The organism is Clostridium sp. JN-9 (assembly GCF_004103695.1).
Taxonomy (GTDB): domain Bacteria; phylum Bacillota; class Clostridia; order Clostridiales; family Clostridiaceae; genus JN-9.
Genome location: NZ_CP035280.1, coordinates 1014666 through 1037407, shown reverse-complemented (window position 1 = coordinate 1037407; position 22742 = coordinate 1014666). Strand labels below are relative to the sequence as shown.

Annotated in this window: 19 protein-coding genes and 1 riboswitch; of the genes, 4 read left to right on the top strand and 15 right to left on the bottom strand. The window is 31.1% G+C overall.

From position 1 onward, the window contains the following. Positions 1-2 precede the first annotated feature (2 nt). On the top strand, positions 3-710 hold the full coding sequence (locus EQM05_RS04955; protein ID WP_164917200.1) for a tetratricopeptide repeat protein: 708 nt from the start codon (positions 3-5) through the stop codon (positions 708-710). A 279-nt stretch (positions 711-989) separates the two neighbouring features. Here EQM05_RS04955 and EQM05_RS04950 read toward each other — a convergent pair whose 3' ends face one another. The 10 genes from EQM05_RS04950 to cls form a co-directional block, all read right to left on the bottom strand. Then, complete coding sequence (locus EQM05_RS04950) at positions 990-1763, bottom strand: MBL fold metallo-hydrolase (RefSeq protein WP_128749015.1); 774 nt, start codon at positions 1761-1763, stop codon at positions 990-992. 24 nt (positions 1764-1787) lie between these two features. Next, positions 1788-2345: an amidase domain-containing protein gene (locus EQM05_RS04945; RefSeq protein ID WP_128749014.1), complete on the bottom strand. Its 558-nt coding sequence runs from the start codon at positions 2343-2345 to the stop codon at positions 1788-1790. A gap of 175 nt (positions 2346-2520) precedes the next feature. Further along, a complete protein-coding gene (gene gpmA, locus EQM05_RS04940; protein WP_128749013.1) occupies positions 2521-3288 on the bottom strand; it encodes a 2,3-diphosphoglycerate-dependent phosphoglycerate mutase in 768 nt (255 codons plus the stop codon). Positions 3289-3400: 112 nt separating this feature from the next. Beyond that, entirely contained in the window at positions 3401-4150 is a 750-nt protein-coding gene (locus EQM05_RS04935) for an ABC transporter permease subunit (RefSeq protein ID WP_128749012.1), read from the bottom strand. Further along, on the bottom strand, positions 4143-4880 hold the full coding sequence (locus EQM05_RS04930) for an ATP-binding cassette domain-containing protein (protein ID WP_128749011.1): 738 nt from the start codon (positions 4878-4880) through the stop codon (positions 4143-4145). Before EQM05_RS04930 ends, EQM05_RS04935 begins: the two co-directional genes overlap by 8 nt. A gap of 78 nt (positions 4881-4958) precedes the next feature. Next, positions 4959-5825, bottom strand: coding sequence for a hypothetical protein (locus EQM05_RS04925; RefSeq protein ID WP_128749010.1), 867 nt, complete (start codon positions 5823-5825; stop codon positions 4959-4961). Between the two features lie 187 nt (positions 5826-6012). Continuing rightward, a complete protein-coding gene (locus tag EQM05_RS04920) occupies positions 6013-10200 on the bottom strand; it encodes a SpaA isopeptide-forming pilin-related protein (protein WP_164917199.1) in 4188 nt (1395 codons plus the stop codon). Between the two features lie 45 nt (positions 10201-10245). Continuing rightward, positions 10246-10328: riboswitch (cyclic di-GMP riboswitch) on the bottom strand. 80 nt (positions 10329-10408) lie between these two features. Next, positions 10409-11530 (bottom strand): response regulator, encoded by a 1122-nt coding sequence (locus tag EQM05_RS04915; protein ID WP_128749008.1) that lies wholly within the window; start codon positions 11528-11530, stop codon positions 10409-10411. A 16-nt stretch (positions 11531-11546) separates the two neighbouring features. After that, positions 11547-14600 (bottom strand): ATP-binding protein, encoded by a 3054-nt coding sequence (locus EQM05_RS04910; RefSeq protein WP_128749007.1) that lies wholly within the window; start codon positions 14598-14600, stop codon positions 11547-11549. 257 nt (positions 14601-14857) lie between these two features. Continuing rightward, positions 14858-16387 carry a cardiolipin synthase gene (gene cls / locus EQM05_RS04905; protein WP_128749006.1) on the bottom strand — a complete coding sequence of 510 codons (1530 nt, stop codon included), beginning with the start codon at positions 16385-16387 and terminating at the stop codon, positions 14858-14860. 390 nt (positions 16388-16777) lie between these two features. On the opposite strand from cls, the gene EQM05_RS04900 reads away from it, so the two are divergent. Then, the gene (locus EQM05_RS04900; protein WP_128749005.1) at positions 16778-17920 is read left to right on the top strand and encodes a glycosyltransferase; all 1143 of its coding nucleotides are present in this window, start codon (positions 16778-16780) and stop codon (positions 17918-17920) included. A 40-nt stretch (positions 17921-17960) separates the two neighbouring features. Here EQM05_RS04900 and EQM05_RS04895 read toward each other — a convergent pair whose 3' ends face one another. Continuing rightward, a complete protein-coding gene (locus tag EQM05_RS04895) occupies positions 17961-18461 on the bottom strand; it encodes a glycosyl-4,4'-diaponeurosporenoate acyltransferase (RefSeq protein ID WP_128749004.1) in 501 nt (166 codons plus the stop codon). Positions 18462-18496: 35 nt separating this feature from the next. Next, positions 18497-19321, bottom strand: a complete 825-nt coding sequence (locus tag EQM05_RS04890) for a hypothetical protein (protein ID WP_128749003.1) — start codon at positions 19319-19321, stop codon at positions 18497-18499. Positions 19322-19515: 194 nt separating this feature from the next. Between EQM05_RS04890 and EQM05_RS04885 the strand changes: the two genes are divergently transcribed. Next, entirely contained in the window at positions 19516-20055 is a 540-nt protein-coding gene (locus EQM05_RS04885; RefSeq protein WP_128749002.1) for a TetR/AcrR family transcriptional regulator, read from the top strand. Positions 20056-20105: 50 nt separating this feature from the next. Here EQM05_RS04885 and EQM05_RS04880 read toward each other — a convergent pair whose 3' ends face one another. Together EQM05_RS04880 and EQM05_RS15690 are read right to left on the bottom strand one after the other, a co-directional pair. After that, on the bottom strand, positions 20106-20804 hold the full coding sequence (locus tag EQM05_RS04880; RefSeq protein WP_128749001.1) for a L,D-transpeptidase family protein: 699 nt from the start codon (positions 20802-20804) through the stop codon (positions 20106-20108). A 103-nt stretch (positions 20805-20907) separates the two neighbouring features. Then, entirely contained in the window at positions 20908-21045 is a 138-nt protein-coding gene (locus EQM05_RS15690; RefSeq protein ID WP_164917198.1) for a hypothetical protein, read from the bottom strand. A 245-nt stretch (positions 21046-21290) separates the two neighbouring features. On the opposite strand from EQM05_RS15690, the gene rbr reads away from it, so the two are divergent. Beyond that, the gene (gene rbr, locus EQM05_RS04875) at positions 21291-21875 is read left to right on the top strand and encodes a rubrerythrin (protein ID WP_128749000.1); all 585 of its coding nucleotides are present in this window, start codon (positions 21291-21293) and stop codon (positions 21873-21875) included. Positions 21876-21925: 50 nt separating this feature from the next. On the opposite strand, the gene EQM05_RS04870 is transcribed toward rbr, so the two are convergent. After that, positions 21926-22714 carry a type II CAAX endopeptidase family protein gene (locus EQM05_RS04870; protein ID WP_128748999.1) on the bottom strand — a complete coding sequence of 263 codons (789 nt, stop codon included), beginning with the start codon at positions 22712-22714 and terminating at the stop codon, positions 21926-21928. Positions 22715-22742 lie beyond the last annotated feature (28 nt).

Below are 22742 nucleotides of genomic sequence, written 5' to 3'. Positions count from 1 at the left end.
ATATGGAAAATATAAAGACAACCGATAAAAATAAAGATAAAATACAGGAATATCTTGATAAAGGTAAATTCCTATATTACCATGAAAATAAAATAAGAGAAGCCTTTAAGTATTTTGATAAAGCTCTTCAATTAGACAAAAACTTTGCTGAAACTTATCTGGTAAAGGCTAAAGCACATATGGGTATGTTTGAAGTAGATGAAGCAGAGGATTGTCTTAAGAAATATATTAAGCTTGTACCAAATAGTGTGGAAGCATACCTGGATTTAATAGAAGTCTATGACGAAATGGCTGATTTTCAAAAGGCCCTTAGATACTGTAATAAACTCATTAAAAGTGATAGTAAAAATCCAGATTTATATTTCAAAAAAGCTGGTTTTTATATCTATTTAGGGCAAATCAACAGAGCTTTGGCCTGTTATAACACATGTTTAAAATTAAAGCCTGATTTTTATGAAGCCCTTTGTGAAAAAGCAGATCTTCTAAGGAATATGGGGCAGATTAATGAAGCCCTGAGAATATATTCAAATGCTATCAAGGTAAATGATTGCGAAAGTGAAGCTTATTTAGGCAAAGCATTTATATATAAGGAAATGGATGACTGGGAAAATGCACTTAATTTTGCAAAAAAAGCTTATGAACTCACACCTGATGATGAATGGTATAAAAGCCAGTATATGATTATGAAGGATATGGTAAAAATATCATAAAAACGGGATGATTTAAAATAATCATCCCTCGTATTTAAAAAGAAACATTAAAAGCTTTTTTCCATATATGATGTGAATTTGAAAAATGCCCTTTCTTCCTTATCTTGGCAAAATATTATGTATAGCCTGTTAATAATATGATTCTTATTTCTGTTTCCATTTTCATTATTATTACTTAGCTTTTGTGGTTAAATCGGGGGCGGTTAACTTGTTTTTGCCTTTTATTAATAAAAAAATAAAAAAACAGGGTCCATGCCCTGCAGATTATTTGTATCTCATCTATAATTGTATGTTAAAGTCTCCAAAGTTAAAAGTACCGCTACCGTGAGACAATAATTTAATATCTTCTAAATGCTGAAATGCATGTTTTACTCTTTGAATAATATCCTTTGGAATTTCTAAATCATTATGACCTGGAAGTATTTTGATTACTCCTTTTAACTTAGAAATTTTATCTATAGAATTTTTGTAATCCTTAGGATTTGTGCTTGGATAAAATGCATAAAGTGTCCCTAAGTATATTAGATCTCCAGTAAATAAATATCCGGTCTTCTCTTCAAATAAACAAATATGCCCCGGGGAATGACCTGGTGTGTGTATAACATCTAGTTCCCTAGCTCCAATATTTATTATATCCCTATCTTTAAGTATATTAATTGCACCACTGATGAATGTGAAATATTTATTTATATCAAATTCCTCAGGAGGTTTTTTAGTAAATGGCTCTTTTATGATATTTTTTCTTATTACGCTTATTGGTATTGGAAGTCCATTTCTTAACCATTGTGCATCATTCTCATGAACATATATGTTATTGAAAAACTTGTGTCCGCCTATATGATCCCAATGAACATGAGTTGTTACAACCTTTACCGGCAAATTGGTTAATTTATTTACTTCCTTTTTTATATTTCCTATTCCCAATCCTGTATCTATTAACAGGGCATATTTTGTACCTAGTAAAAGGTATGAATGTGTTTTCTCCCAGTGTCCGTATTCACTAATAGCAAATGTGCTTTTATCAATATTTTCAACAGTAAACCAATCTTCCATTATACGCTCCTTATTTTTATCATCTTAGATTATTATTTTTAAAAAGTGAACTTTTTTATAAGGATAGTCCTTTATATATGGTACATTTAAAGCCTCATAAGAATGATGACTGATTAAAGGCATCTTAGTACCATTTGAAGCCGCAAATGAAGTAATCATGGCAGAATGAAAAATTAAGCCTTTGTAATCTTCATAAAAAATAACATCACCTAATTCAAGCTGATTTGTATAGTTAACCTCAGCACCTTTAACAGATCCACTTGTATTTTTACTTCCATTTATTTTCAAGTACCAATACAATGAATGTGCTACGGCCCATGATATGGACCAGGTATCATCCTTTACATTGTTTAAGGTCCCTTGATTATTATACCACCATTCATTTCCATATTTAAAGCTCATAGGAGCTCCCCCCGCCCTCAGACACTGAGACAAAAAATTAGCACAGTCTCCGCTGCTATCGTGAATCAATGGAAAATATCTATATTGGCTGTTTGGGTTTAATGCATATTTAACAGCATAATCCACAGCACTTTGTCTATTGTATGAATTATTTCTAAGTAAGTTTGAATCATAATACATAAATAAAAACTCCCATAAAAAAATTAATCAATACAATATATGCTGTAAATGAAAATTTTAGGCTGAATTATGGGGACGGTTAATTAATTTTCGTTACCAAAATACTTAAATAATTTGTTAACCGTCCCCAATTTTACCCAATCTTACTGATCTTATTTGTTAACCGTCCCCAATTTTACCCGATTTTACTGATTTTATTTGTTAACCGTCCCTGGTTTGCTACTGCCTGTTGAGCCTTTGCAATTTCATCTGCATCACCAAGGTAATAGTGTCTTATTGGTTTTAAATTATCATCTAATTCATAAACTAAAGGTGTGCCAGTTGGAATATTTAAATTTGATACCTCTTCATTGGAAAGATTATCAAGGTATTTAACAAGAGCCCTTAAGCTGTTACCGTGAGCAGATATTATAACTTTTTTGTTCAGCCTTATTGTTGGTGCAATTATTTCATTCCAGTATGGGATTACCCTTTTAATTGTATCATTTAAGTTTTCCGTAAGAGGGATTTCATCTTCCTTTAAGTCTTTGTATCTTGCATCAAATCCAGGATATCTTTTATCCATTTTATCCAAAGCTGGTGGATAAACATTAGAATCTCTTCTCCACTTCTGCACCTGATCTTGTCCATATTTTGCCGCTGTTTCAGCTTTATTTAAGCCCTGTAAAGCACCATAGTGTCTTTCGTTCAATCGCCATGATCTTTCCACAGGAATCCATAAAAGCTCTAATTCGTCTAGCACATACCATAAAGTTTTTATAGATCTTTTCAGCATTGATGTAAAACCTACATCAAATGTATATCCTTCTTCTTTTAATATTCTGCCAGCCATTTTTGCTTCTTCAATTCCTTTTTCAGACAGCTCTATATCTGCCCAGCCTGTAAATTTATTTTCCTTATTCCATAAACTTTCTCCATGTCTTAGCAATACAACTTTTTTCATATCTATACCTCCCAAAGGCAATTTTCCTTATCTATATAGAAAATAATTAATATTTTTATTACATATATATTTTATCACATATTTGAGATAAATGAAAATGATTATTAGTTAATTATACTTCCTTCTTATCAAATAAATAATAGCCAAGTGTAAAAAATATTATTGCATATGATAACATCATAAATAAAATATTAATATTTCTGGAAATGCCTGAGCTTCCCTTAAGCCACAATGAATACCAGTTTAAATAGGATGTAAATATGCTGTTATTCATACCATTTATAAGTATAGATAATATTTTAATTCCAATATAGGATAATGTACAGGTAATTAAGGCTCCGCTGCTGCTTTTAAAAAGCTGTGCTATAAATGCAGAAAATATTGCCAGAACCACTGCTGGAAAAATATCTATAAGATATGCAAAGACAACCTGTGGAATGCTTTTAATCATAAATCCATGGTGCAGGAGAAATGCTGATCCCAAAGAAACAATAAGAACCACTAATAAATTAATAATTATGTATACAGTTACTGCAATATTTTTAGAAATAAAAACTTTAAATCTGCTAATTGGCCTCATAAAGACTAATTTCATGGATTTAGACCCAACTTCACCAGAAAATAGCTCCGAAACTGCCATAAATATAAATAAAGGCAAAAATACATTTGTAAATACGCTTAAAATCATCAAAGGAAAACTCATTGAATTTAAAGCAACAAATACCAACTTTCCTTGAATATTTGACACAAAAAATGTTGAAAGAAAACACAGCACTGCTGTGATTATTAAAAACACTGCTATTTTTTTCTTTAAAAAAAGCTTTTCAATTTCATTTATAATATTTGCTTTCAGGCTATTCATTAGAGTCAGCCCTCCTTTGATTTATCTCATGCATATAAAAGTCCTCTAAAGTTTCATATTTTTCTTTTATTTTTTTAATTTCTTCACCATCATTGATCAGCTTTCCATTATCAATTATAGCAACTCTGCTGCATATGAGCTCTATTTCATGTACAAGATGACTTGAAATAAAAAATGTTATGTGCTTTTTATCTGCCAATTCAGTTATTAAATTTCTCATTTTTACTGTACCTTCAATATCCAGTCCATTTGTAGGCTCATCTAAAATTACCAGCTGCGGATCAGATATAAGTGCTAAAGCCAGAGCCAATCTTTGTCTCATTCCCAGAGAAAATTTAGAAACTTTTTCATTTTTAAATTTCTTAAGGTCCACCAAGTCCAGTATTTCATCTATATCTGATTCCTTAATACCACTGTAAAACCTAGCAGCTATTTTTAAATTATTATACGCACTCATATATTCATAAGCATCAGCAGTTTCAATAATTGCTCCTACTTTTTCAAGAGCTTTTTCCAATTGAGTTTTTATATTAAAGCCCAGGATTTTAACTTCTCCGCTCTGAAACATATTTAATCCCATAATTGACTTCATCACTGTAGTTTTGCCTGCACCATTTGGTCCGAGAAAACCAAAGATTTCACCTTTATTTATATGAAAATTTATATTTTTTACTCCTCTTCCATTTCTATAAAGCTTAGTTAAGTTTCTTACTTCTAAAACCTTTTCCATATTATTTCCTCTCTATAAATAGCACTAAAAAATGGATGGCCGAAAGCCAGCCCATTTTTTAGCCATATCCCTGCCTTATTAATTTTCTTCTCTAAACTGCTGTGTTATATTTTTTACTTGTTTTCCAGTTAAGTCAACTGTATCCGGAGTTGTGCTGTTAATATTAGCTATGTCAAAATTCATATTTATAGTGATTTCATGAGTTTTTCCCTGAGCATCTGTACCTGTTATAACTATTTTTGCAGCTTGATTGTTAATGATATCATTATTATTTATATCTCCAGTTACTACTGCACTCTTAACTTTTACATTACTTTGCAGTTTTGGAATTACATTTGATAAATTAATTTCTCCAGCTTTTTCTTTGTAAACTGGTTTATCACTATTTCCAATAAAAGCAATTGATGTTACTGCATCTACCAATGGAGTAACGTCGTTCTCACTTAAATTTATTGATACCTTTTTACCACTGCCATTATTATCAGTGACTGATACATTATTTTTCATATTGCCCGTTAATGTATCAACTATAGTTTCAACACTTTTTTCTATCTCAGGATTTTGCGCCTTATTATTGTTCCTGGCCTTTACATCTCTCACATTGTATACAGGGCTGCTGCTTGATTTAGAAATGTTTTTCCCATTCTGCCTGTAAATGTTAAAAGTTTCAGTTTCAGTAGATGATTTTAAAGAAGTCTCGTGGCTCATTGCATCTGAAGCCAGATTAATTTTTGCATTAGTGGTCATATCCATTATATCGCTGCCATTATCATATACAGATACTTTTAAATTTGCCGTTTCATTCTTCAAATTTTTAGTATCCTTAATTGCAGCTTTATAAGAGTCATAACCAGAAAGCTGTTTAGCGTTAGCATAAGTAGTTCCTAAAAGCATAGTACTGCCTATAACTAAGCTGGTTACCATAGCGACAATTTTTTTATTCATTTTTTAACCTCCATTATTATAAGATTAGAAAGTATATAACCTTCTAAATTTAAATATATTATACAAACATTAAATTTTGTTTAAATAATTATTAATTTTTTCTTATTATTAAAATACTTCCTGCAATGATTTTTTACAAAATAATAGAGCGTCTTAATTAAATAAGAAGCTCTATTAAATAAATAAGTTAAATGCTTTTGCTTGTATTTTTTCTTTTAATTATAAGCTTTAGACCTGCTATTATGAATGTTACTCCAACTGCCAATAATGTTTCATAGTCCACTATGCTTCCTGTTTTAGGTAACTTTGAGCCATTTTCTAAGGAGGCTTTATTATTTTCATTTTGTTTATCATTATTACTTCCGTTACCTTTATTATCTATGTCTTCATGGTTTGAATCCTTTTGTTTTTCGTCTTGTACAACAAATTTCTGCATTTCAGGGGAATTCACATTAATTTTAATTATTTCACTGCTGATAGTGTACCTAAGGGGAGCTTTAGTCTCTTTAGCAGTGTAGTTTCCATAAGTCACATTATTAAATAGTGCAATTCCATCCAAAGAAGATACGACAGTCTGCATTGCATTACCCTCTGAGTCATACAATGTAAATTCAGCTCCAGAAAGTAGATTTCCATCCTTATCTGTTTTACTAATCTGAATTGAAGACTTTATTTTTGTATCCTTTATTGTACCTGCATCGTAAGACTTACCATTTTCGGTTACTTCTACAGGAACTGATTTATCAGAAATAGTGTACCCCAAAGGAGCCTCGGTTTCCTTTATAGTATATTTACCACTTTGTACATTATTAAATTGTGCTAATCCGCTTTCATTTGTAACTGCTGTTTTTACCGGATTACCATTTAAATCAAACAAAGTAAATTCCGCACCTTTAAGAGGGCTGCCATTTTCATCAGCTTTATTAATATTAACCGAGCCTTGAATATTTACAATAATAAAATAGTCAGTAAGGCTGTATAAACCACTTCCTGTGTCTCCTGTTGGTCTTGCATACTCTGTGGCACCATTTGTGTTAATATCTGCTGTTAATACCACAGAGGAAACATAATATCCAGCTGGAGCTTTTGTCTCCTTTATATTATAAATGCCATAATCCACATTATTAAACTGCACATTTCCATTTTCATCACTTATTGCTGTCGCCACGGCATTGGCAAAGGCTGTATCAGTATTTTTATAAAGCTTAAATTCTGCATCTTTGAGAGGATTACCGCTTTGTCCTATTTTTTTAAATAATATATTGCCCGTAATTTTTGTGTCAGAAACAGATCCTGCCAAAATAACTCCATTATCAGTAATATTAAATGGATATTTAGTATCATTTAACATGTATCCTTCAGGAGCATTTTTTTCGGCAAAGTAGTAATTCCCATAAGCCAGATTGTCAAACTCTATTGTTCCACCCACACCAGTTCTTCCACTGTTTACAAGATTATTGCTGCTGTCATATACACCTATTTCTGCACCTGGTAGTACAGAAGAAGTTAATGCATCAGTTTTTGTTATTTTTATTCCACCTGTTATTTTGGTGTCCAAATAATTATAGGTAATATTCTTTTGAACATCGGAGCTCTTAATTTGGAATGTATAAACCTGACTGCTTAAATTGTATCCATCAGGCGCTTTTATTTCTTTAACACTATAATTTATATCATACAGAAGCTTATCGAATAGTGCAGTACCATCTGCCCCTGTGGGCTGTGAAACTGCTTTCACATTTCCATACTGATCCAAAAGCTGAAACACAGCTCCTGATAGTTTCTTGGAATTATTATCACTGTCTACTTTTACAACAGTAATACTGCCGGTTTTACCAGTACCCCAGCCTCCTCCTGATGAATACCAGACCTTAACTTGTTCAGAAGTTCCGCTTTGACTTGCAGTTGCTGCATTAAAAGTAACTTTATTTGAATAGTCACCTGCTTTAGATGCAATTGTTGTAAACTTCAAAATAAATGCACCGTTACCGGAATCTCCAGGAAAAGTAAATGTAAACAATCTTGAAACGGGGTCGTATTTCACATCAGGAGTTAATGCCACCTTTTCACCTTCAGTAAGACTACCATCAGCCTTCACAACTGCCTTATAAAGCTCAACAGTATCAGTATTAAGTGAAAGTCCATCCTGAAGTGTATCGGTTATAACTGCCCCAGCCAGAGGAATGCTCCAGTTAGCATTGGTTTTAACTGTCCAATCTATATAATCTTTGCCATTAACATATCCAGCTTCCTTTGAAATTACTGAATTTTTAACAGTCTGAGTACCAGTACTGCCTGCATTACCGTTCACAGGTATTTCATCACCAGTAATAGATGTAGTATTTTTAATTGTCTTATCACCGCTGGTATTAAAAATGCTTAAATCTGTAAGCTTTGTTTTGAAGGTTATAGTATATGTTTTATTAATAGTAGACCCAGGTTCGAAAGTATACACAACTTTTCCTGTTGAATTTATATCAGAATCACTATTAAATGAACCTTGTGCTGCACCATCTATATTTGCAGACCCATCTACATACTCCTGACCATCTGGAATAACATCGGTGACCACTGCATTCGTTATGTTCATTTTATTAGTATTTATTACTATCTGCCATGTAATCTCTCTGGTTGAATAATCATAGCCTTTACCGCTTTTTTGAATTATATTGCTTTTTACTGTCTGATTTCCTGTTGTATCTTGTTTTATGCCTGCAGCAGTAATATTGACAAGATTATTGTAATTACCGCTATAATTTGCTCTGTAATGAGTATCATCAGTTATCTGAGTTTTAAAGGTTATTGTGTAGGTTTTGCTAAAACTATTGTTGAAGGTGTAAACAACCTTTCCGTCTTCCAAAGTAGTAAAAGAGCCATTTGTGTCATCATCTATACTTGCAGTACCGGGTATATATTTTTGCCCCTCTGGAATAGTATCTGTAATCACTGCATTTGGGGCTACATTTGTTTTATCGTTATTTATAGTAATCTTCCAGGTTATTATTCCCTTAGAAGCATCATAGCCTGCCCCAGCCTTTTTTATTATACTTGGGCTTACCCCAACACCTTTGCCTGCGGATGTACCAGCAGGCACACCATCACCTGTTAAATAAGCTTTATTAGAATAATTTTTAGTATTATTAGAATTGTAAACAGCTGGATCCACTGATGTTGAAAATTTTATGGTCTGCAAGCTGTTTATATTACCTAAATTATAGGTGAAATCCTGTCCTGAAACAGTATATCCTATACCTCCTGCTGTATATTCTGTACCTTCATTTGAATTTAATTTAATAGTAGCAGCATCTATAGCAAGTCCCTCAGGAATAGTATCTTTAACCACTGCATTGTTAATTGTTCTTCCACTTTCATTAACTGTAATTGTCCAGTCAATCTGCTTTGTTTTGGCATTGTAGGTTCCATCCTTACTGATGTATTTTACATATACCGGAACAGATTTTGTATTTGAAGTTATATTTACAGGTGTACCACTTTTATCATAATTAAATGATGCAGTATTTTTATAATTATAGTTTCCCTGAGCTTTAGCAGCTAAATCATCATGTACACTTGTCTTATAGGTAATAACCTGCTTTGAATTTATATTTCCAAGATTAAATGTTAATTTTTTAGCTGCAGCATCATAGTTGTCCTCTGAAGGTGTTCCATTAATTTTAACTGAACCTTCTACAAATTTTTGTGTGTTTTCTATGGTATCTGTAACAACAGCATTATTAACATTTACTCCTTCTTTGTTAACAGTTATCTGCCATGTAATAGTATCATCTGCTGGATTATAGCCTGAGCCTGCAGCATCTTTTGTAATAGTTGGATCAGGCTGCTTAAAGTTTACATCCACAGTTTTAGAAACTGCACTTCCCTGTAAATTAAATGTAATAGGTACAGGATTTGAGTTTCCTATTTCACTGCTGTTAAAATGGCAGTCAACATAAACCCCTCCATTTACATCAGAATAATTTTTTACATTGTCATTAAAAGTAATTTTTATACTTCCATCTGTTCCAATATTCAGGTCTGCTATTTTAGTACCATCATCCACACTAATTGACTGGCTTATAGGTGCTACTATTTTTATCTCCTTTGGCAGCTGCATAGTATAATAATCACCTGAATCAACAGTCTGTCCATTAGGTATACTCCAGGTATAGTTAACATGAATCTCAGAAGCCTTGTCCACATTATCCCCAAGAGCATTGCCGTCTTTATCTGTTATGCTGACTCCTGTAATAAATTGAAATTTATCTGTAATGTCACTATCTGCTGCATAAACTTTCATTGCCGGAATTAAAATTGTGGAAAGCTGAAAAATCATAGCCAGTACCATTGCTATTATGGATTTTCTTTTCTTTTTCATCTCATCACCCCTCATAATTTTTAAAATAAAAAATCGACCTAAACTCTAAAAGCCGGCCGGTTGCACTAACGGCTCACTATATACAAAGTGCCCAAATAAGTATATAGATCAAAGCCTCCAAAAAAGATTTTTTATTCTGTATATTCTTATAATAATACCTGTTTATCACAAATTTCTCACAAAAAAACAGAGAAAATAAATTCTCTGTCTACATGTTTTTTAATAAATCCTTATAAAGTTTTCTTGTTGACTCCCTTGGAAGTATATGAAGCTCTTTCTTAAGCATTTGTTCCATTTTGCAATAATGCTCCATTAATTTTATCCTGTCACCAAGACCAGAATATGTTCTCATAATTAAATCGTGTGCTTCTTCATCAAATAAATCCATGTTAAGAGCTTTTAGAAGATATTCTTCTGCCTCATTGTATTTCTTTTTCTCCATATAATATTCAGCTGCTTTTTTTGTACCTGAAATATAGTACCTATTTAATTTTTCATCTAAGTTTGTTTTCCACATGTAGTCCTCATTTCCAAATAAATTCCCATTATATGTGCCTAATATATCCTCATATTTTTTAATATTTTCATCATTCACTAAAGTATTCTTTTCCATGAACTGCTGAAAGTTCCAGGCATCGCAGCAAAAGCTTTCAAAATCCACTCTGTATTTCCCATTTTCATAATAAACAATATCCTTTATTGAATTATCCTTTAATGCAGTTCTTAACCTATATACAGAACTATGCAGATTATGCTCAGCCTTTTTAACAGGAGATTCTCTCCAAAGCATATCGCAAAGCTCCCATTTGTCGATTTCTTCTCCTCTATTATATATAAAATAGGCAAACAATTCTTTCACTTTTGATGTAGACCATTTAATAATTTCTGAACCTGATCTTCCATAAACCTTAAAATAGCCCAAGCAAAATATTTGATTTTCCTTATTTTCTTTACTTATCATATTATTTAATTTCAGGTTTTTTAAAAGCCTGCTAACTGTGATATTTAAGTCTTCTTCTGTAATTGGCTTTAAAATATAATTAACTGCATTTACCTTAAAAGCATCTATTGCATATTTTTCATAGGCAGTTAAAAATACTATCTGAATTTTGTCACTAAATTTTATTACCTCATGAGCAAATTCTATTCCGCTCATATTTGGCATTTCCACATCCACAAAAACAGCATCAGGCTGCAGTTTAAATATGCCCTTTAAAGCTTCATTAGGATTTGTATACTCTCCTATTATATTCAGGCTTTTATTTTTACTGAAAATAATTTTTATTAATTCCAGACTTGGTTTCTCATCGTCCACTATTATAACTCTCATATTACCCCCTAAAGCATTAACATCTTGATTTATCTATGTGCAGGATTATCTTTGTACCCTTTCCCAATGTACTGTAAATATCTATGCTGCTATTACCAAGCCCTTTGATTCTTTTAAATACATTGGATAACCCAACACCATTATTATCTGCTTTTTTTAATCTTTCAATTTTTTCTTTTGCCATGCCTGCTCCAGTATCACTTACTGTAATGTTAATGAAATTATCCTTCTCTTTAGCGGAAATATATACTGTTCCCCCTTGTTCCTTTTTTAAGAGGCCATGCTTTATTGCATTTTCAACCAGGGGCTGTATACAAAGAGATGGTATTTTTTTATCTAAAATCTCCTGTTGAATGAAATATTCAATTTTAATCTTATCCCCAAAACGTGCTTTTTCTATTTCTACATATGCATCTATCATTTCTAACTCTCTCCTTAAGGGAGAAAGAGCAGTATTATTATCAATATCAAATGTCAGTCTTAAATATTTACTGAAATCTGTGAGAAGCTTAGCTGCCTTTTCCCCATCAGTATAGCAAAACGATATAATAGTGCTTAGTGTATTGTATAAAAAATGCGGTTTTATCTGGGCTTGAAGGAATGCCATTTCACTTTTCAAGGCATTGTCCATGTATTTTCTCATGGTAATTAAGGTCCTTGTTCTTAAAATTAGTTCTTTCTCCACAAAGGGCTTTGCTATAAAATCATTGGCACCTGCATCAAAGCCTAAAGACAAACTATAATTTATATTTCCAAGGACTGATATCAATATTGGCAGCTCTATTAAGGAATATCGCTGTCTTATTTTTCTGCACACATCAATGCCAGAAATCCTAGGCATCAGCGCATCTAATACCACTAAATCAATTTTATTATTGTTAATTTTCTCTAATGCCTCTTCTCCTGAAAAAGCAGTTAACACATTATAATTTTCCCTGCTTAAAATATCCAAAGCAGTTTGAATATTCAAAAGCTCATCATCTACTATTAAAATTGTGCTTTCATAATTATTATCTTTATTTTGTATAGATGCTTCAGGCTGAAAATATTTAATGTTTTCATTATCTGCTATTATACTTTCATCATATTTTTCTTCAGAATAAGGAAGTGAAAACACAAAACAGCTTCCTTTATTTATTTCTGACCATTTTAAATATATACTGCCATTCATCAATTGTATTAACTGACGGCATATAAATAAACCCATGCCTATTCCTTCTGAATTCAGTGATTCATATGCATTAAAAACTTCATTATATTTACTTTTTGGTATTCCGCATCCTGCATCCTCTACTGATACATATACCATATTATTTATTCTTTCCCCGTTAAGCTTTATTGTACCCTTATCCATGCTCTTTATGGAATTGCTGATTAGATTAAATAAAATTTGTATTACCCTGTTTTCGTCAGCTTTAACCATTAGACATCCATGAACATTATTAATAATTTCTATATTTCTATGCTGTATTATATATTTGAAGCTTTCAATTACAATATTAATGCACACTTTAATATCTACAATGGAAATATTAATTTTAAGCTGTCCATTTCTTAGTAATGTAATATCTAATGTGTCATTTATTGTATTTGTAAGTTTTAGTGCAATGTCTTTAGTAATAATCATGTCTTTAATATGTTTTGAACTTAAATCATTTTTATTTTCTTTTATAACTGTTTCAGCAATATTAATTATTCCAAATAAAGGTGCTTTTAACTCTGAGGAGGTTTTTGTTATAAACTCATCTTTCACCTTATCCATCTTTATTAATTCTATTGACATTTCTTTCATATTTTTATAAGCTTCAGATAAAATATCTGCCTGTAGATTTACCATAAAAAGTATATATCCAAAAAAAGCTATAGATCCAAATGTTATTGAGTTCAATAATCTGAAATTATACATGAAATTTATTATTATAGCTATAAATAAACATATTAAAGATTTTAATAAAATTAATGTACCACTTCTATGTAAACTACCAAACTCTTCCCTAACAATAGTATTTAATAACTTAATTATTATATACATTATAAAAGCAGTAACAATGGTATACATAAAAGGAAGTAAATAAACATACTTTGAATAATCAGCTATTACCACTATGAATATATATATAATGCTGTAAATTTTAACTTTTTTAGCTGCCTTATCCGATAATATTTCTTTATCCAGCTGATTCATTATTTCTGAAAGCATTACTATTGTCAATATAAATGAAATCTGCTGAACTTTACTCATAAGTTCCGAGGGTATACCTGGAAACAGCTGCATTACTAATTTTTCTCCATTAAAAAGAAGAGTAGCTGGAATTGTAAAAAAATACAAACCAGTACTTAAAAATCTCTTATCCCTTTCTCTATTGAAATAAACGCCTAAATAATACATACCAAATAAAAGTGTTAATACTGAACCTATCATTTCAATTGAAATGGAAATTATATTTGCATAATTAATATTATCCTGAAGTCCAAAGTTAATTTTATACATTGTACCAGCAAAAGGATATTCAAAATTTGCAGTTTGAATAATTATTTCTGCTTTATCGCCATTAATATTAAAATAAGTACAATATGGAATATTGCTTGGAACATATCCATTATTTTTCTCAGCAGGGTTTCCTCTTTCACCTTTAATATCCCCATTTACAAATACTTTGTTACTCATTTTTATATTTCCTATTTTTAAGCCATAGGTGTTATTAGAAGGTTTAATTTTTACAACTAATCTGTAAGTCTTAACGCCTATGGGGTTTGAAAGTTTTGTATTTTTATTTTTTAATACTGATGATGTTAAGTCAGCATAACCCGTAAGCTTTGGCAGCTTGTTACCTTTTCCATTAAAATCATCTGGTGTAAGCAATTGATTATCATAGAATTCCCATTCACCATTAAGATTAACAGATCCATTTTCTACAAAATCCCATTGTGAAAGATCCAGCCTTCCCTGCCTTGCTGCAGGAGGTCTTCCCGTATAGATTTTATTTGAATAAATTAATAAAAATATAACCAATATCATTCCTATAACTATAATAAATTTTAATATCTTTTTCATACTTTTAATTTTCATTGCTTATTTAAAAAATCACTTTCTCTATAGTTAGCCTTATAATTAGCCTTATGTTTCAAGCAAATACAAATAATAGCATTTAAATAGTATCACTTAACATTAATTGTTTCAATAGATAATTGGGGACGGTTAACAACTATTTATTAATTCCAGGCACAGGCAGATAATTAGGGACGGTTAACAATTTTTTATTAATTTAGGACAGTAAAAAGTGGTATGCAGATTTAGTGCATACCACCATTCAATAAAATTATATATTAAAAAATCGGTGAAAAAACTCTAAGTACTGAGTCAAACAATCTTCCAAAGAATCCCTGTCTGCAGTCACATAGATTAATCTGTCTGCTTTTAGCTATTGTTTCAAGTGAATCCTTTTTTAAACTCATAATGCAATGAGTCCTGTACATGAATGTTCCACATTCAAAATGCAGATAAAGACTTCTATAATCCATATTGATAGTTCCAATAACGGCAAATTCATCATCACAGACATAGCTCTTAGCATGAATAAAGCCTGGGGTATATTCATAAATTTTTACACCATTCTTTAAAAGAGGTGCATAATTAGATCGTGTAAGCCTGTATATTATTTTTTTATCAGGAATACCAGGAGTAACAATTCTTACATCTACTCCTCTTTTTGCTGCCATGCAAAGTGCAGATTTCATCTCACTGTCAATAATAAGATATGGTGTAAAAATATAAACATAGCTTTTTGCCTGTGCCAGAAGTTCAATATAAGTATTTTCGCCTATTGATTCATCGTCAAGGGGTGAATCTGAAAAAGGCTGCACAAATCCATCATTTTTCACATCTTCAGAACACTGGATGGGGGGCTTAAAGTCTTCCAAAGTATCCTGATCTTTTGTAAATGCATTCCACATTTCCAAAAACATCAATGTAAAACTCCAGGCAGCATCGCCCTTTAATCGTATGCCTGTATCTTTCCAATGACCGTATCTTTTTTTCTTATTAATATACTCATCTGCCAGATTAATTCCTCCATTAAAAGCAGTGTGTCCATCTATAACCATAATCTTTCTATGGTCCCTGTTATTCATGGCTAATGAAAGAATTGGTCTGTATTTATTAAATGCCATACATTTAATTCCTCTCTTTTCCATCTTCCTGGCAAAATTGCCTGGAAGTACAAAAAGAGATCCTATATCGTCAAATATGATTCTTACGTCAACACCTTCAGCAGCTTTTTTTGTAAGTATTTCAAGTATGCCATTCCACATGATTCCTTCTTCAACAATAAAATACTCAAGAAAAATAAAATGCTGTGCCTTACTTAATTCCGGAAGTATATCCTTATACATAAGCTCCCCTAAAGGATAGTATGTAGTTTCTGTATTCTTATAAACCGGACAGGAGCTTCTTTCCTGTAAATATTTGAATGTTCCAGAAGCACGTTTATCTAGTTTACCAATTTGGTCAATAACACTTTCATCGGTGTTTATTAATTCAATCACCTTGTTATGTTCCTTGTTTAATTTAATCCTCATACCTTTAGATGGTCTTTTGTTGCCAAGAAAAAGGTAGAAAAGCCCGCCGAACAATGGCAATAACATAATAAGAATAATCCATCCAATCTTATAAGAATCATTTTCATCTTTTCCAATAATAAACAATACAATTAAAATACTCAATATGGTAAAAGCTGCATTTATCCATGCACGATAGCTTGTTAATTTGACTAAGAAAAACATAACCCAAAAAAACTGTATTGCAATTAATGCAGTTATAAGAAATACCCTGCTATTTATTATTTTAAACAATTTCATATTTAACAATTCCTCTCAAAGCAATAAAGTTATGATGCAAATATATAATTACCCATATAAAAGATTGCGCTATATTATTAATATTATAAGCTATTTCAAATTCTATGCAAGTCCATCTTCTTCTTTTGTGTAAGAGTTCATTAATGCTAATTTTTCATAGTGTTTGTATAGAGAATGGAATTGTCCCGAATAGTTCTTATACCATGGCTTTTTCTTTCCAAACTGTTGCTTGACAGTGGTTTTGTCATCTGTTAATATTAGCTTACCGTCCAGTCGGTATATTGCATTATTTTTAATATAACATAATAAAAGATTTAATAAAAGACTACATATATAAAATTAATAATACAATAAAAGCTTTATTGTCATGTAAGTTGGGAGGATGTTGAATTGTATAAAATTCTCTTTATATCATCAAAGATTACTGGAAATGGACATAATAGTATGGTTCAGGCTTTAAATAATCAATTTGAAAAATTAAATCCTGAAATACACCTTGAAGAAGTAGATGCTTTTTATTTAGGAGGAGTTTTTACTAAAAATATGGCCAAGCTGTATAATAAGATAGCAGTGTTAACTCCAAATTTGTGGGGTGTCATTTATAAAATGGGAAATAAATTTAAGAAGCCTGTTAACTTTTTTGCTGAACATAATATAAAAAATAATTTTATTAAATTAATAAAAGAAAACAGACCTAATTTGATTATTACAGTGCACCCTGGATTTGTTGGATCCATTAATAACATTCTTCAAAAAAATGAATTTGATATACCAGTTGTAGTGGTGATAGCTGATTTAGATAATGTTTCACATCTCTGGGGAGACAAACGTACATTATACACCATATGTCCAAGCCAGGAATCATACAATACCATGCTTAAAATTGGAATTCCTGAGGAAAGGCTGAAACTCTTCGGTTTTCCAACAAGGGATAAATTTAATCATATAAATTCTAAAAATGCCTTTATGGAAACCTATAGAACTATCTGCAATAGAAGGCTAAACTTTTTAATAATGAATGGAAGCCAGGGCGGCAGGACTTCAAAACAGATTGCTGAAAACCTGCTTAAAAACTTTGATTGCAATGTTACAATTTTAGCTGGAAAAAATACTATTCTAAAGAAATCATTAGAGGATTATTTAAAGCCAAAGTATTCTGACAGAGTTACTATTTGTGGGTTTACCGACAAAGTTGAATATTATATGATGAACTCTGATATATTATTTGTAAGAGCAAGTCCTAATGTGCTCATGGAAGCTGTAAATTTATGTAAGCCAATTATAATGACAGGGTCCTTTACAGGCCAGGAAGAGAAGAATCCTCAGTACATAGAAAATAACAATCTTGGAGTACAGTGTAAAGACATTAACAGCCTTCCTCAAATTGTAAATGAACTTATTGCTGATGATGGAAAAAAGCTTAAGGAAATAGTAAAAAGTCAGATAGAGTTTAGAAAGCCAGATGCAGCAGCTGATATAGTTAAATTTGTATCAAATACATTATATGAATTTGAAAAAGCAGAGGGAATGTAACCTCTGCTTTTCTATTTTGCTGAACTTACTTTATATACTGCTAAAGCTGGACAGCCATGCCTTTATGTTTCATAATTGATATTATTCTGGGGCGGTTGTATCTTTGAATTATTATAAAGGGTATATTTAGCATAACATCTATTATTACCATGATAATAAATGTTGATATATCATTAAAAAACAGGAAAATAATCGAAGAACAGATAATAATCCAATGCACAAGCTCTGCTCTGCATGATTCCTTTATATATTTTGTTAGAAATTCTCCCTTGAATTCCTTTATGAACTTTTTAGGGAATGCAAATTTTATAAAATCAGCCAACTCAGGAAGCTTGTCTTTCCACAGTTTTACCTTAAATATGTTCTGATAAAATTTACCGTTCTTTTCCCACTTTCGCTGCTTAAACATCCAATTTTCATAATGAAAGCAGCTATAGGGCAATATAAAGGACAATAATGTTATTACAATGGATAAAACAGCAAATATTCCAATGTCAGCTGCTAATTTTTTTAAAAATGATAGTTTTATTATTCTTACCATGATCTATCCTTCCTTAAGTAAAATATATAATTTCATCAATGATGTCTTAATATTATCCAGCAGCATAATGCAATCAATAAAATTAATGAGTCCTGAACCACCGATATGGTTTTATGAAAAATAAAATAGGAGCAGATTAATGGATAAATTACAGTAAGGGACATTTGTATTGGCACTATATGTATTATGTCGCCAAATTTATAGGCAATTTGTAAAAATGCACCTGAAATAAATCCAATAATAATGTACTCATATATGTAAACAGCACTAAATACTTCATTTAAAGAAATTCCGCCTTTTTTAATGGCTATATTTAATACAACATATGCCATTCCACCTGTAAGTCCTGATATAGATGAAAACAGCACAGCTTTGGTCTTATTACTTAGCCTTCTTTTGAAAAAAGGTATTAAAAGTAAAAATGGGGCAAAAGTAAGAGCAAAAAAAGCAGTTTTATCCATATAATCAATAGACTCATTTTGCTGTGATAAACATATAACATAAATAGACACAACTATAATCATTGCTAATGGTATATCTGATTTATAAATCTTTTCTGATAAAAAAATACGTGACAATACGAGAATAAATACTATACCTAAACCAGAAATTGCTGAAACCACCTCAGGGGAAAGTCCTTCAGATGCCATCGCTGTTGGGATTACAGAAATATTATATGCAAGGACAAGCCCTGTGACCCAAGTTATTAGATAAGAAGAAATCTTTATATCTTTAATACTTTTAAGGTTAAGTAATTCCTTAAGGTTTAAACCACTTGTACCTTTTTTCTGCAGTATTATACCTATAGAATGTAAAAGTATGCCAAGAAGAGCCAGTACAATGCTCCATAACTTTGTCATTAATAACACCTCAATTAACTTTTCTGGTTTTTAATACGTTACTCTGCATTTTACTTGACAGTCATTTTACAATTTGATAATATTAACGTACCGTCCAGCCAGTACAACAACACCGTTTTTAATATAACATAATAAAGGATTCATTGAAAGTCTCAAATTCATAAATTTTATTTAAATAATGAAAGGTTGATAATATGAATAATCCTGTTAAGGAAAAGATTCTTGAAGCAGCAAATAAATTAATTACAGAGAAAGGGTTAAACGCTTTCACCCTGGAGGAAGTTGCTAAGAAAGCTGGTATAAGCAAAGGCGGGCTTTTATATCATTATAAAAGCAAAGATATGCTAATGAAAGGACTTATAGAAAATCACATAAAATTGTTTGAGTCCAGGGTTTTAGAAAGGGAAAAAGCTTTGCTTTCTGATTCGCCTGATAATTTCTTTGCAGCCTATGTTATGGAACAATTCAATATGTCTAGAGTAGATACCAATACAATGAGCGGTATTATTGCGGCATTTGCCTTAAATCAGGAACTTCTTCAGCCTTTTTTAGAAAAGCGTAAAAGCTGGCTGGAAAAAATCAATGAGTTAAATGACCCTGTATTAGGCACTATAATAGTACTTGCCTGTGATGGAATAGCTTTTTCTAAACTCCTTGGCTTAGAGGTATTCTCTGATGAAACAAAGTCAGAGCTTACGGAAAGACTAATAGAATTAACAAAAGAGTGCTATTAAAGGAATACGTCCTAGATATAATGTACCTAGGACTATCTGTATTATTGTATTCATTCAAAAGGATTCATTTGAAGAGCATTATAAAATTCTGTATCACAGAAATGTGTAAATTTCAATTTATTATCATTTTTAAATTTAATTACTGCTTTTTTCATAGCTTCACCATAAATTCCATCAAGACTCCCAGAGTAATATCCCCTATCCATTAATCTTCTTTCAACTTCCAGCACATCGCCGCCTTTATCACCAGGTGTTAATGTTCTGAAAACATTGTTATTAAGTCCATATGGGCCCCCATAAACTACAACTTCTGTACCGCAGCCTACCATTTTATATAATTCTTCAATATCGGAATTAAACATTCTAATGCAGCCTAGTGAATCAGGATTATTAATAGTTAATGGTTTATTGGTGCCATGAATACCGTATGTACCCCATGGCACACCTAACTGCATCCATCTTGTTCCAAACCCTGCTCCCCAATTCTCGGCTTTAGCAATAATCTTCCATGTTCCAAATGGTGATGGAGTAGATGGTTTTCCGCCTGCTATAGGATAAGCTTTTACAACTTTATTGTTACTCTTATCTATTAAATATAAATCAAACTCGGATATATCTACTAAAATACTATATTTATTTTTAATTTCTGATTTTTCTTCAATGTTCATTGCATATGATTTTATTCCACTAGAAATAAATAATATAATTAAAAGAAAAACTACTGATGAAAAAAATCTTTTTAGTTTCATGCTGGTACTCCTTTTTATGAATAATAATTTTGAACATTCATAATTATATTTCCCAGCGTTTTTTAATTCATGCTAATAAATTTACTTTTTTATACTTGAATCATTATCTGGTGTTTTTATTTATATATACATTTAATGCCTGAACTCCCTTGAAACAAACAGCAATAACAGATAAATATGCAAACATTTTTATTACTGTGGCCATTAAATTAATAGCAGTTAAATTTATAGAATTATTCATAACTAAAGACTACCTCCCTGGCACTTTTATTATTATATATTTTACCATATGGGTATTTATTATTGTATGGAAAATTTAATTTTATTATTATTTTATCATATTAAAATGGCGAATTTAAATTAACCGTCCCTATTAATTCTACGAAGATTATTTATTAATAATTATTATTGTTTATTACAAAGAATAGTGTTATAATTTATTTGTACTGAAAAGTCATATTAAAATTTAAAGAGGAGGTTTTATATATGAAGACTTTAAAGGGAACAAAAACAGCAGAAAACTTATTAAAGGCATTTGCTGGTGAGTCTCAGGCCAGAAACAGGTATACATACTATGCTTCTCAGGCTAAGAAGGAAGGTTATATTCAAATCTCTAATATCTTTACTGAAACAGCTGATAATGAAAAAGAACACGCTAAAAGATTTTTTAAATTATTAAATGAAAGTATGAATGGACAAGCTGTGGAAATTAATGCTTCTTATCCTGTAGCACTTGGTGACACTAAAGCTAACCTGGAAGCTGCAGCTAAAGGTGAAAATGAAGAGTGGACAAGTCTTTATCCTTCATTTGCTGATGTTGCAGAAAAGGAAGGTTTCGACATAATAGCTACTGTATTTAGAAACATTGCTAAAGTAGAAGAAAGACATGAAGCAAGATATAAAAAGCTTAAAAATAATATAGATACAAATTCTGTATTTGCAAAAGAAACTCCTGTTCTTTGGAAGTGCTCAAATTGCGGATATATATATGAAGGAACTACTCCACCAAAGGAATGCCCTGCATGTGCACATCCTCAATCATATTTTGAAGTTTTTACTGAAAATTATTAATTGTGAAAAGAGCTGTAGCATTTATTAGTGCCACAGCCCTTTTAATTATATTAATTAACCATCTCCAGATTATTATTTTTATAAATAGTAATTAAGGCTGTCATTATTATGATAACGGAGATCAAGCCATAAATAATCATATGCTTCTGCATAACAGAATAAAGAATTACTGATCCCATACTTCCCATAAAGTTAAAAGTAACATGAAAAATTATATTTGACCATAGGGATTTTGTCCAGTAATAAACTGCAGCCAAGCCTAAGCCCAGAATAAATGCATATAAGCCCTGCAGCAGATTTCCATGAAAGACACCAAATATTAATGCCTGTATAATGATGCTGACTATAACATTAAGCCTTCTTTTCAGCTCATTAAAAATCAATCCCCTAAATAAAACTTCTTCAAAAATTGGAAGCAGAAGCACAACGCATGCTATACCAATGAATGAATTTGTACCCTGAATAATTGTGTTGGATACATCTTTGTAGCTTTCAAACCTGTCACTTACCATCTGTATAATTTCTAATGTGAAAGCAGAAAATCCAATACCGCATATTATAATTAATACTGTATCCTTCAGTGATATTCTTTTAAATGAACATCTTTTTGTTAGATTTTCTCCACTGCCTCTTAAAAATGCAGAATAAATCAAAAGAGAAGCAATTGCTGCTAGTAAAGTAATTAAAAATATATTATCATAGTATATTTTTTGTCCTGAGTTAACTCCATATTTCGTAATAATGAAAATACCTGAAATAGCCCCTATTACTACTTGAAATATTAAGTATGTCAATGCATACTTTAAAATATTCCAAATCATTTTTGCATAATCCCTCATCACTAACCCCCGCTATATAGTATATTAA

Excerpts from the sequence above, each read along its gene's own strand:
- EQM05_RS04925 (WP_128749010.1), bottom strand. The coding sequence starts at position 5,825 with ATGAATAAAAAAATTGTCGCTATGGTAACCAGCTTAGTTATAGGCAGT.
- EQM05_RS04955 (WP_164917200.1), top strand. The coding sequence starts at position 3 with ATGGAAAATATAAAGACAACCGATAAAAATAAAGATAAAATACAGGAA.
- EQM05_RS04920 (WP_164917199.1), bottom strand. The coding sequence starts at position 10,200 with ATGAAAAAGAAAAGAAAATCCATAATAGCAATGGTACTGGCTATGATT.
- EQM05_RS04945 (WP_128749014.1), bottom strand. The coding sequence starts at position 2,345 with ATGTATTATGATTCAAACTTACTTAGAAATAATTCATACAATAGACAA.
- gpmA (WP_128749013.1), bottom strand. The coding sequence starts at position 3,288 with ATGAAAAAAGTTGTATTGCTAAGACATGGAGAAAGTTTATGGAATAAG.
- EQM05_RS04885 (WP_128749002.1), top strand. The coding sequence starts at position 19,516 with ATGAATAATCCTGTTAAGGAAAAGATTCTTGAAGCAGCAAATAAATTA.
- rbr (WP_128749000.1), top strand. The coding sequence starts at position 21,291 with ATGAAGACTTTAAAGGGAACAAAAACAGCAGAAAACTTATTAAAGGCA.
- EQM05_RS04915 (WP_128749008.1), bottom strand. The coding sequence starts at position 11,530 with ATGAGAGTTATAATAGTGGACGATGAGAAACCAAGTCTGGAATTAATA.
- EQM05_RS15690 (WP_164917198.1), bottom strand. The coding sequence starts at position 21,045 with ATGAATAATTCTATAAATTTAACTGCTATTAATTTAATGGCCACAGTA.
- cls (WP_128749006.1), bottom strand. The coding sequence starts at position 16,387 with ATGAAATTGTTTAAAATAATAAATAGCAGGGTATTTCTTATAACTGCA.
- EQM05_RS04950 (WP_128749015.1), bottom strand. The coding sequence starts at position 1,763 with ATGGAAGATTGGTTTACTGTTGAAAATATTGATAAAAGCACATTTGCT.
- EQM05_RS04910 (WP_128749007.1), bottom strand. The coding sequence starts at position 14,600 with ATGAAAATTAAAAGTATGAAAAAGATATTAAAATTTATTATAGTTATA.
- EQM05_RS04895 (WP_128749004.1), bottom strand. The coding sequence starts at position 18,461 with ATGGTAAGAATAATAAAACTATCATTTTTAAAAAAATTAGCAGCTGAC.
- EQM05_RS04870 (WP_128748999.1), bottom strand. The coding sequence starts at position 22,714 with ATGAGGGATTATGCAAAAATGATTTGGAATATTTTAAAGTATGCATTG.
- EQM05_RS04880 (WP_128749001.1), bottom strand. The coding sequence starts at position 20,804 with ATGAAACTAAAAAGATTTTTTTCATCAGTAGTTTTTCTTTTAATTATA.
- EQM05_RS04890 (WP_128749003.1), bottom strand. The coding sequence starts at position 19,321 with ATGACAAAGTTATGGAGCATTGTACTGGCTCTTCTTGGCATACTTTTA.
- EQM05_RS04935 (WP_128749012.1), bottom strand. The coding sequence starts at position 4,150 with ATGAATAGCCTGAAAGCAAATATTATAAATGAAATTGAAAAGCTTTTT.
- EQM05_RS04930 (WP_128749011.1), bottom strand. The coding sequence starts at position 4,880 with ATGGAAAAGGTTTTAGAAGTAAGAAACTTAACTAAGCTTTATAGAAAT.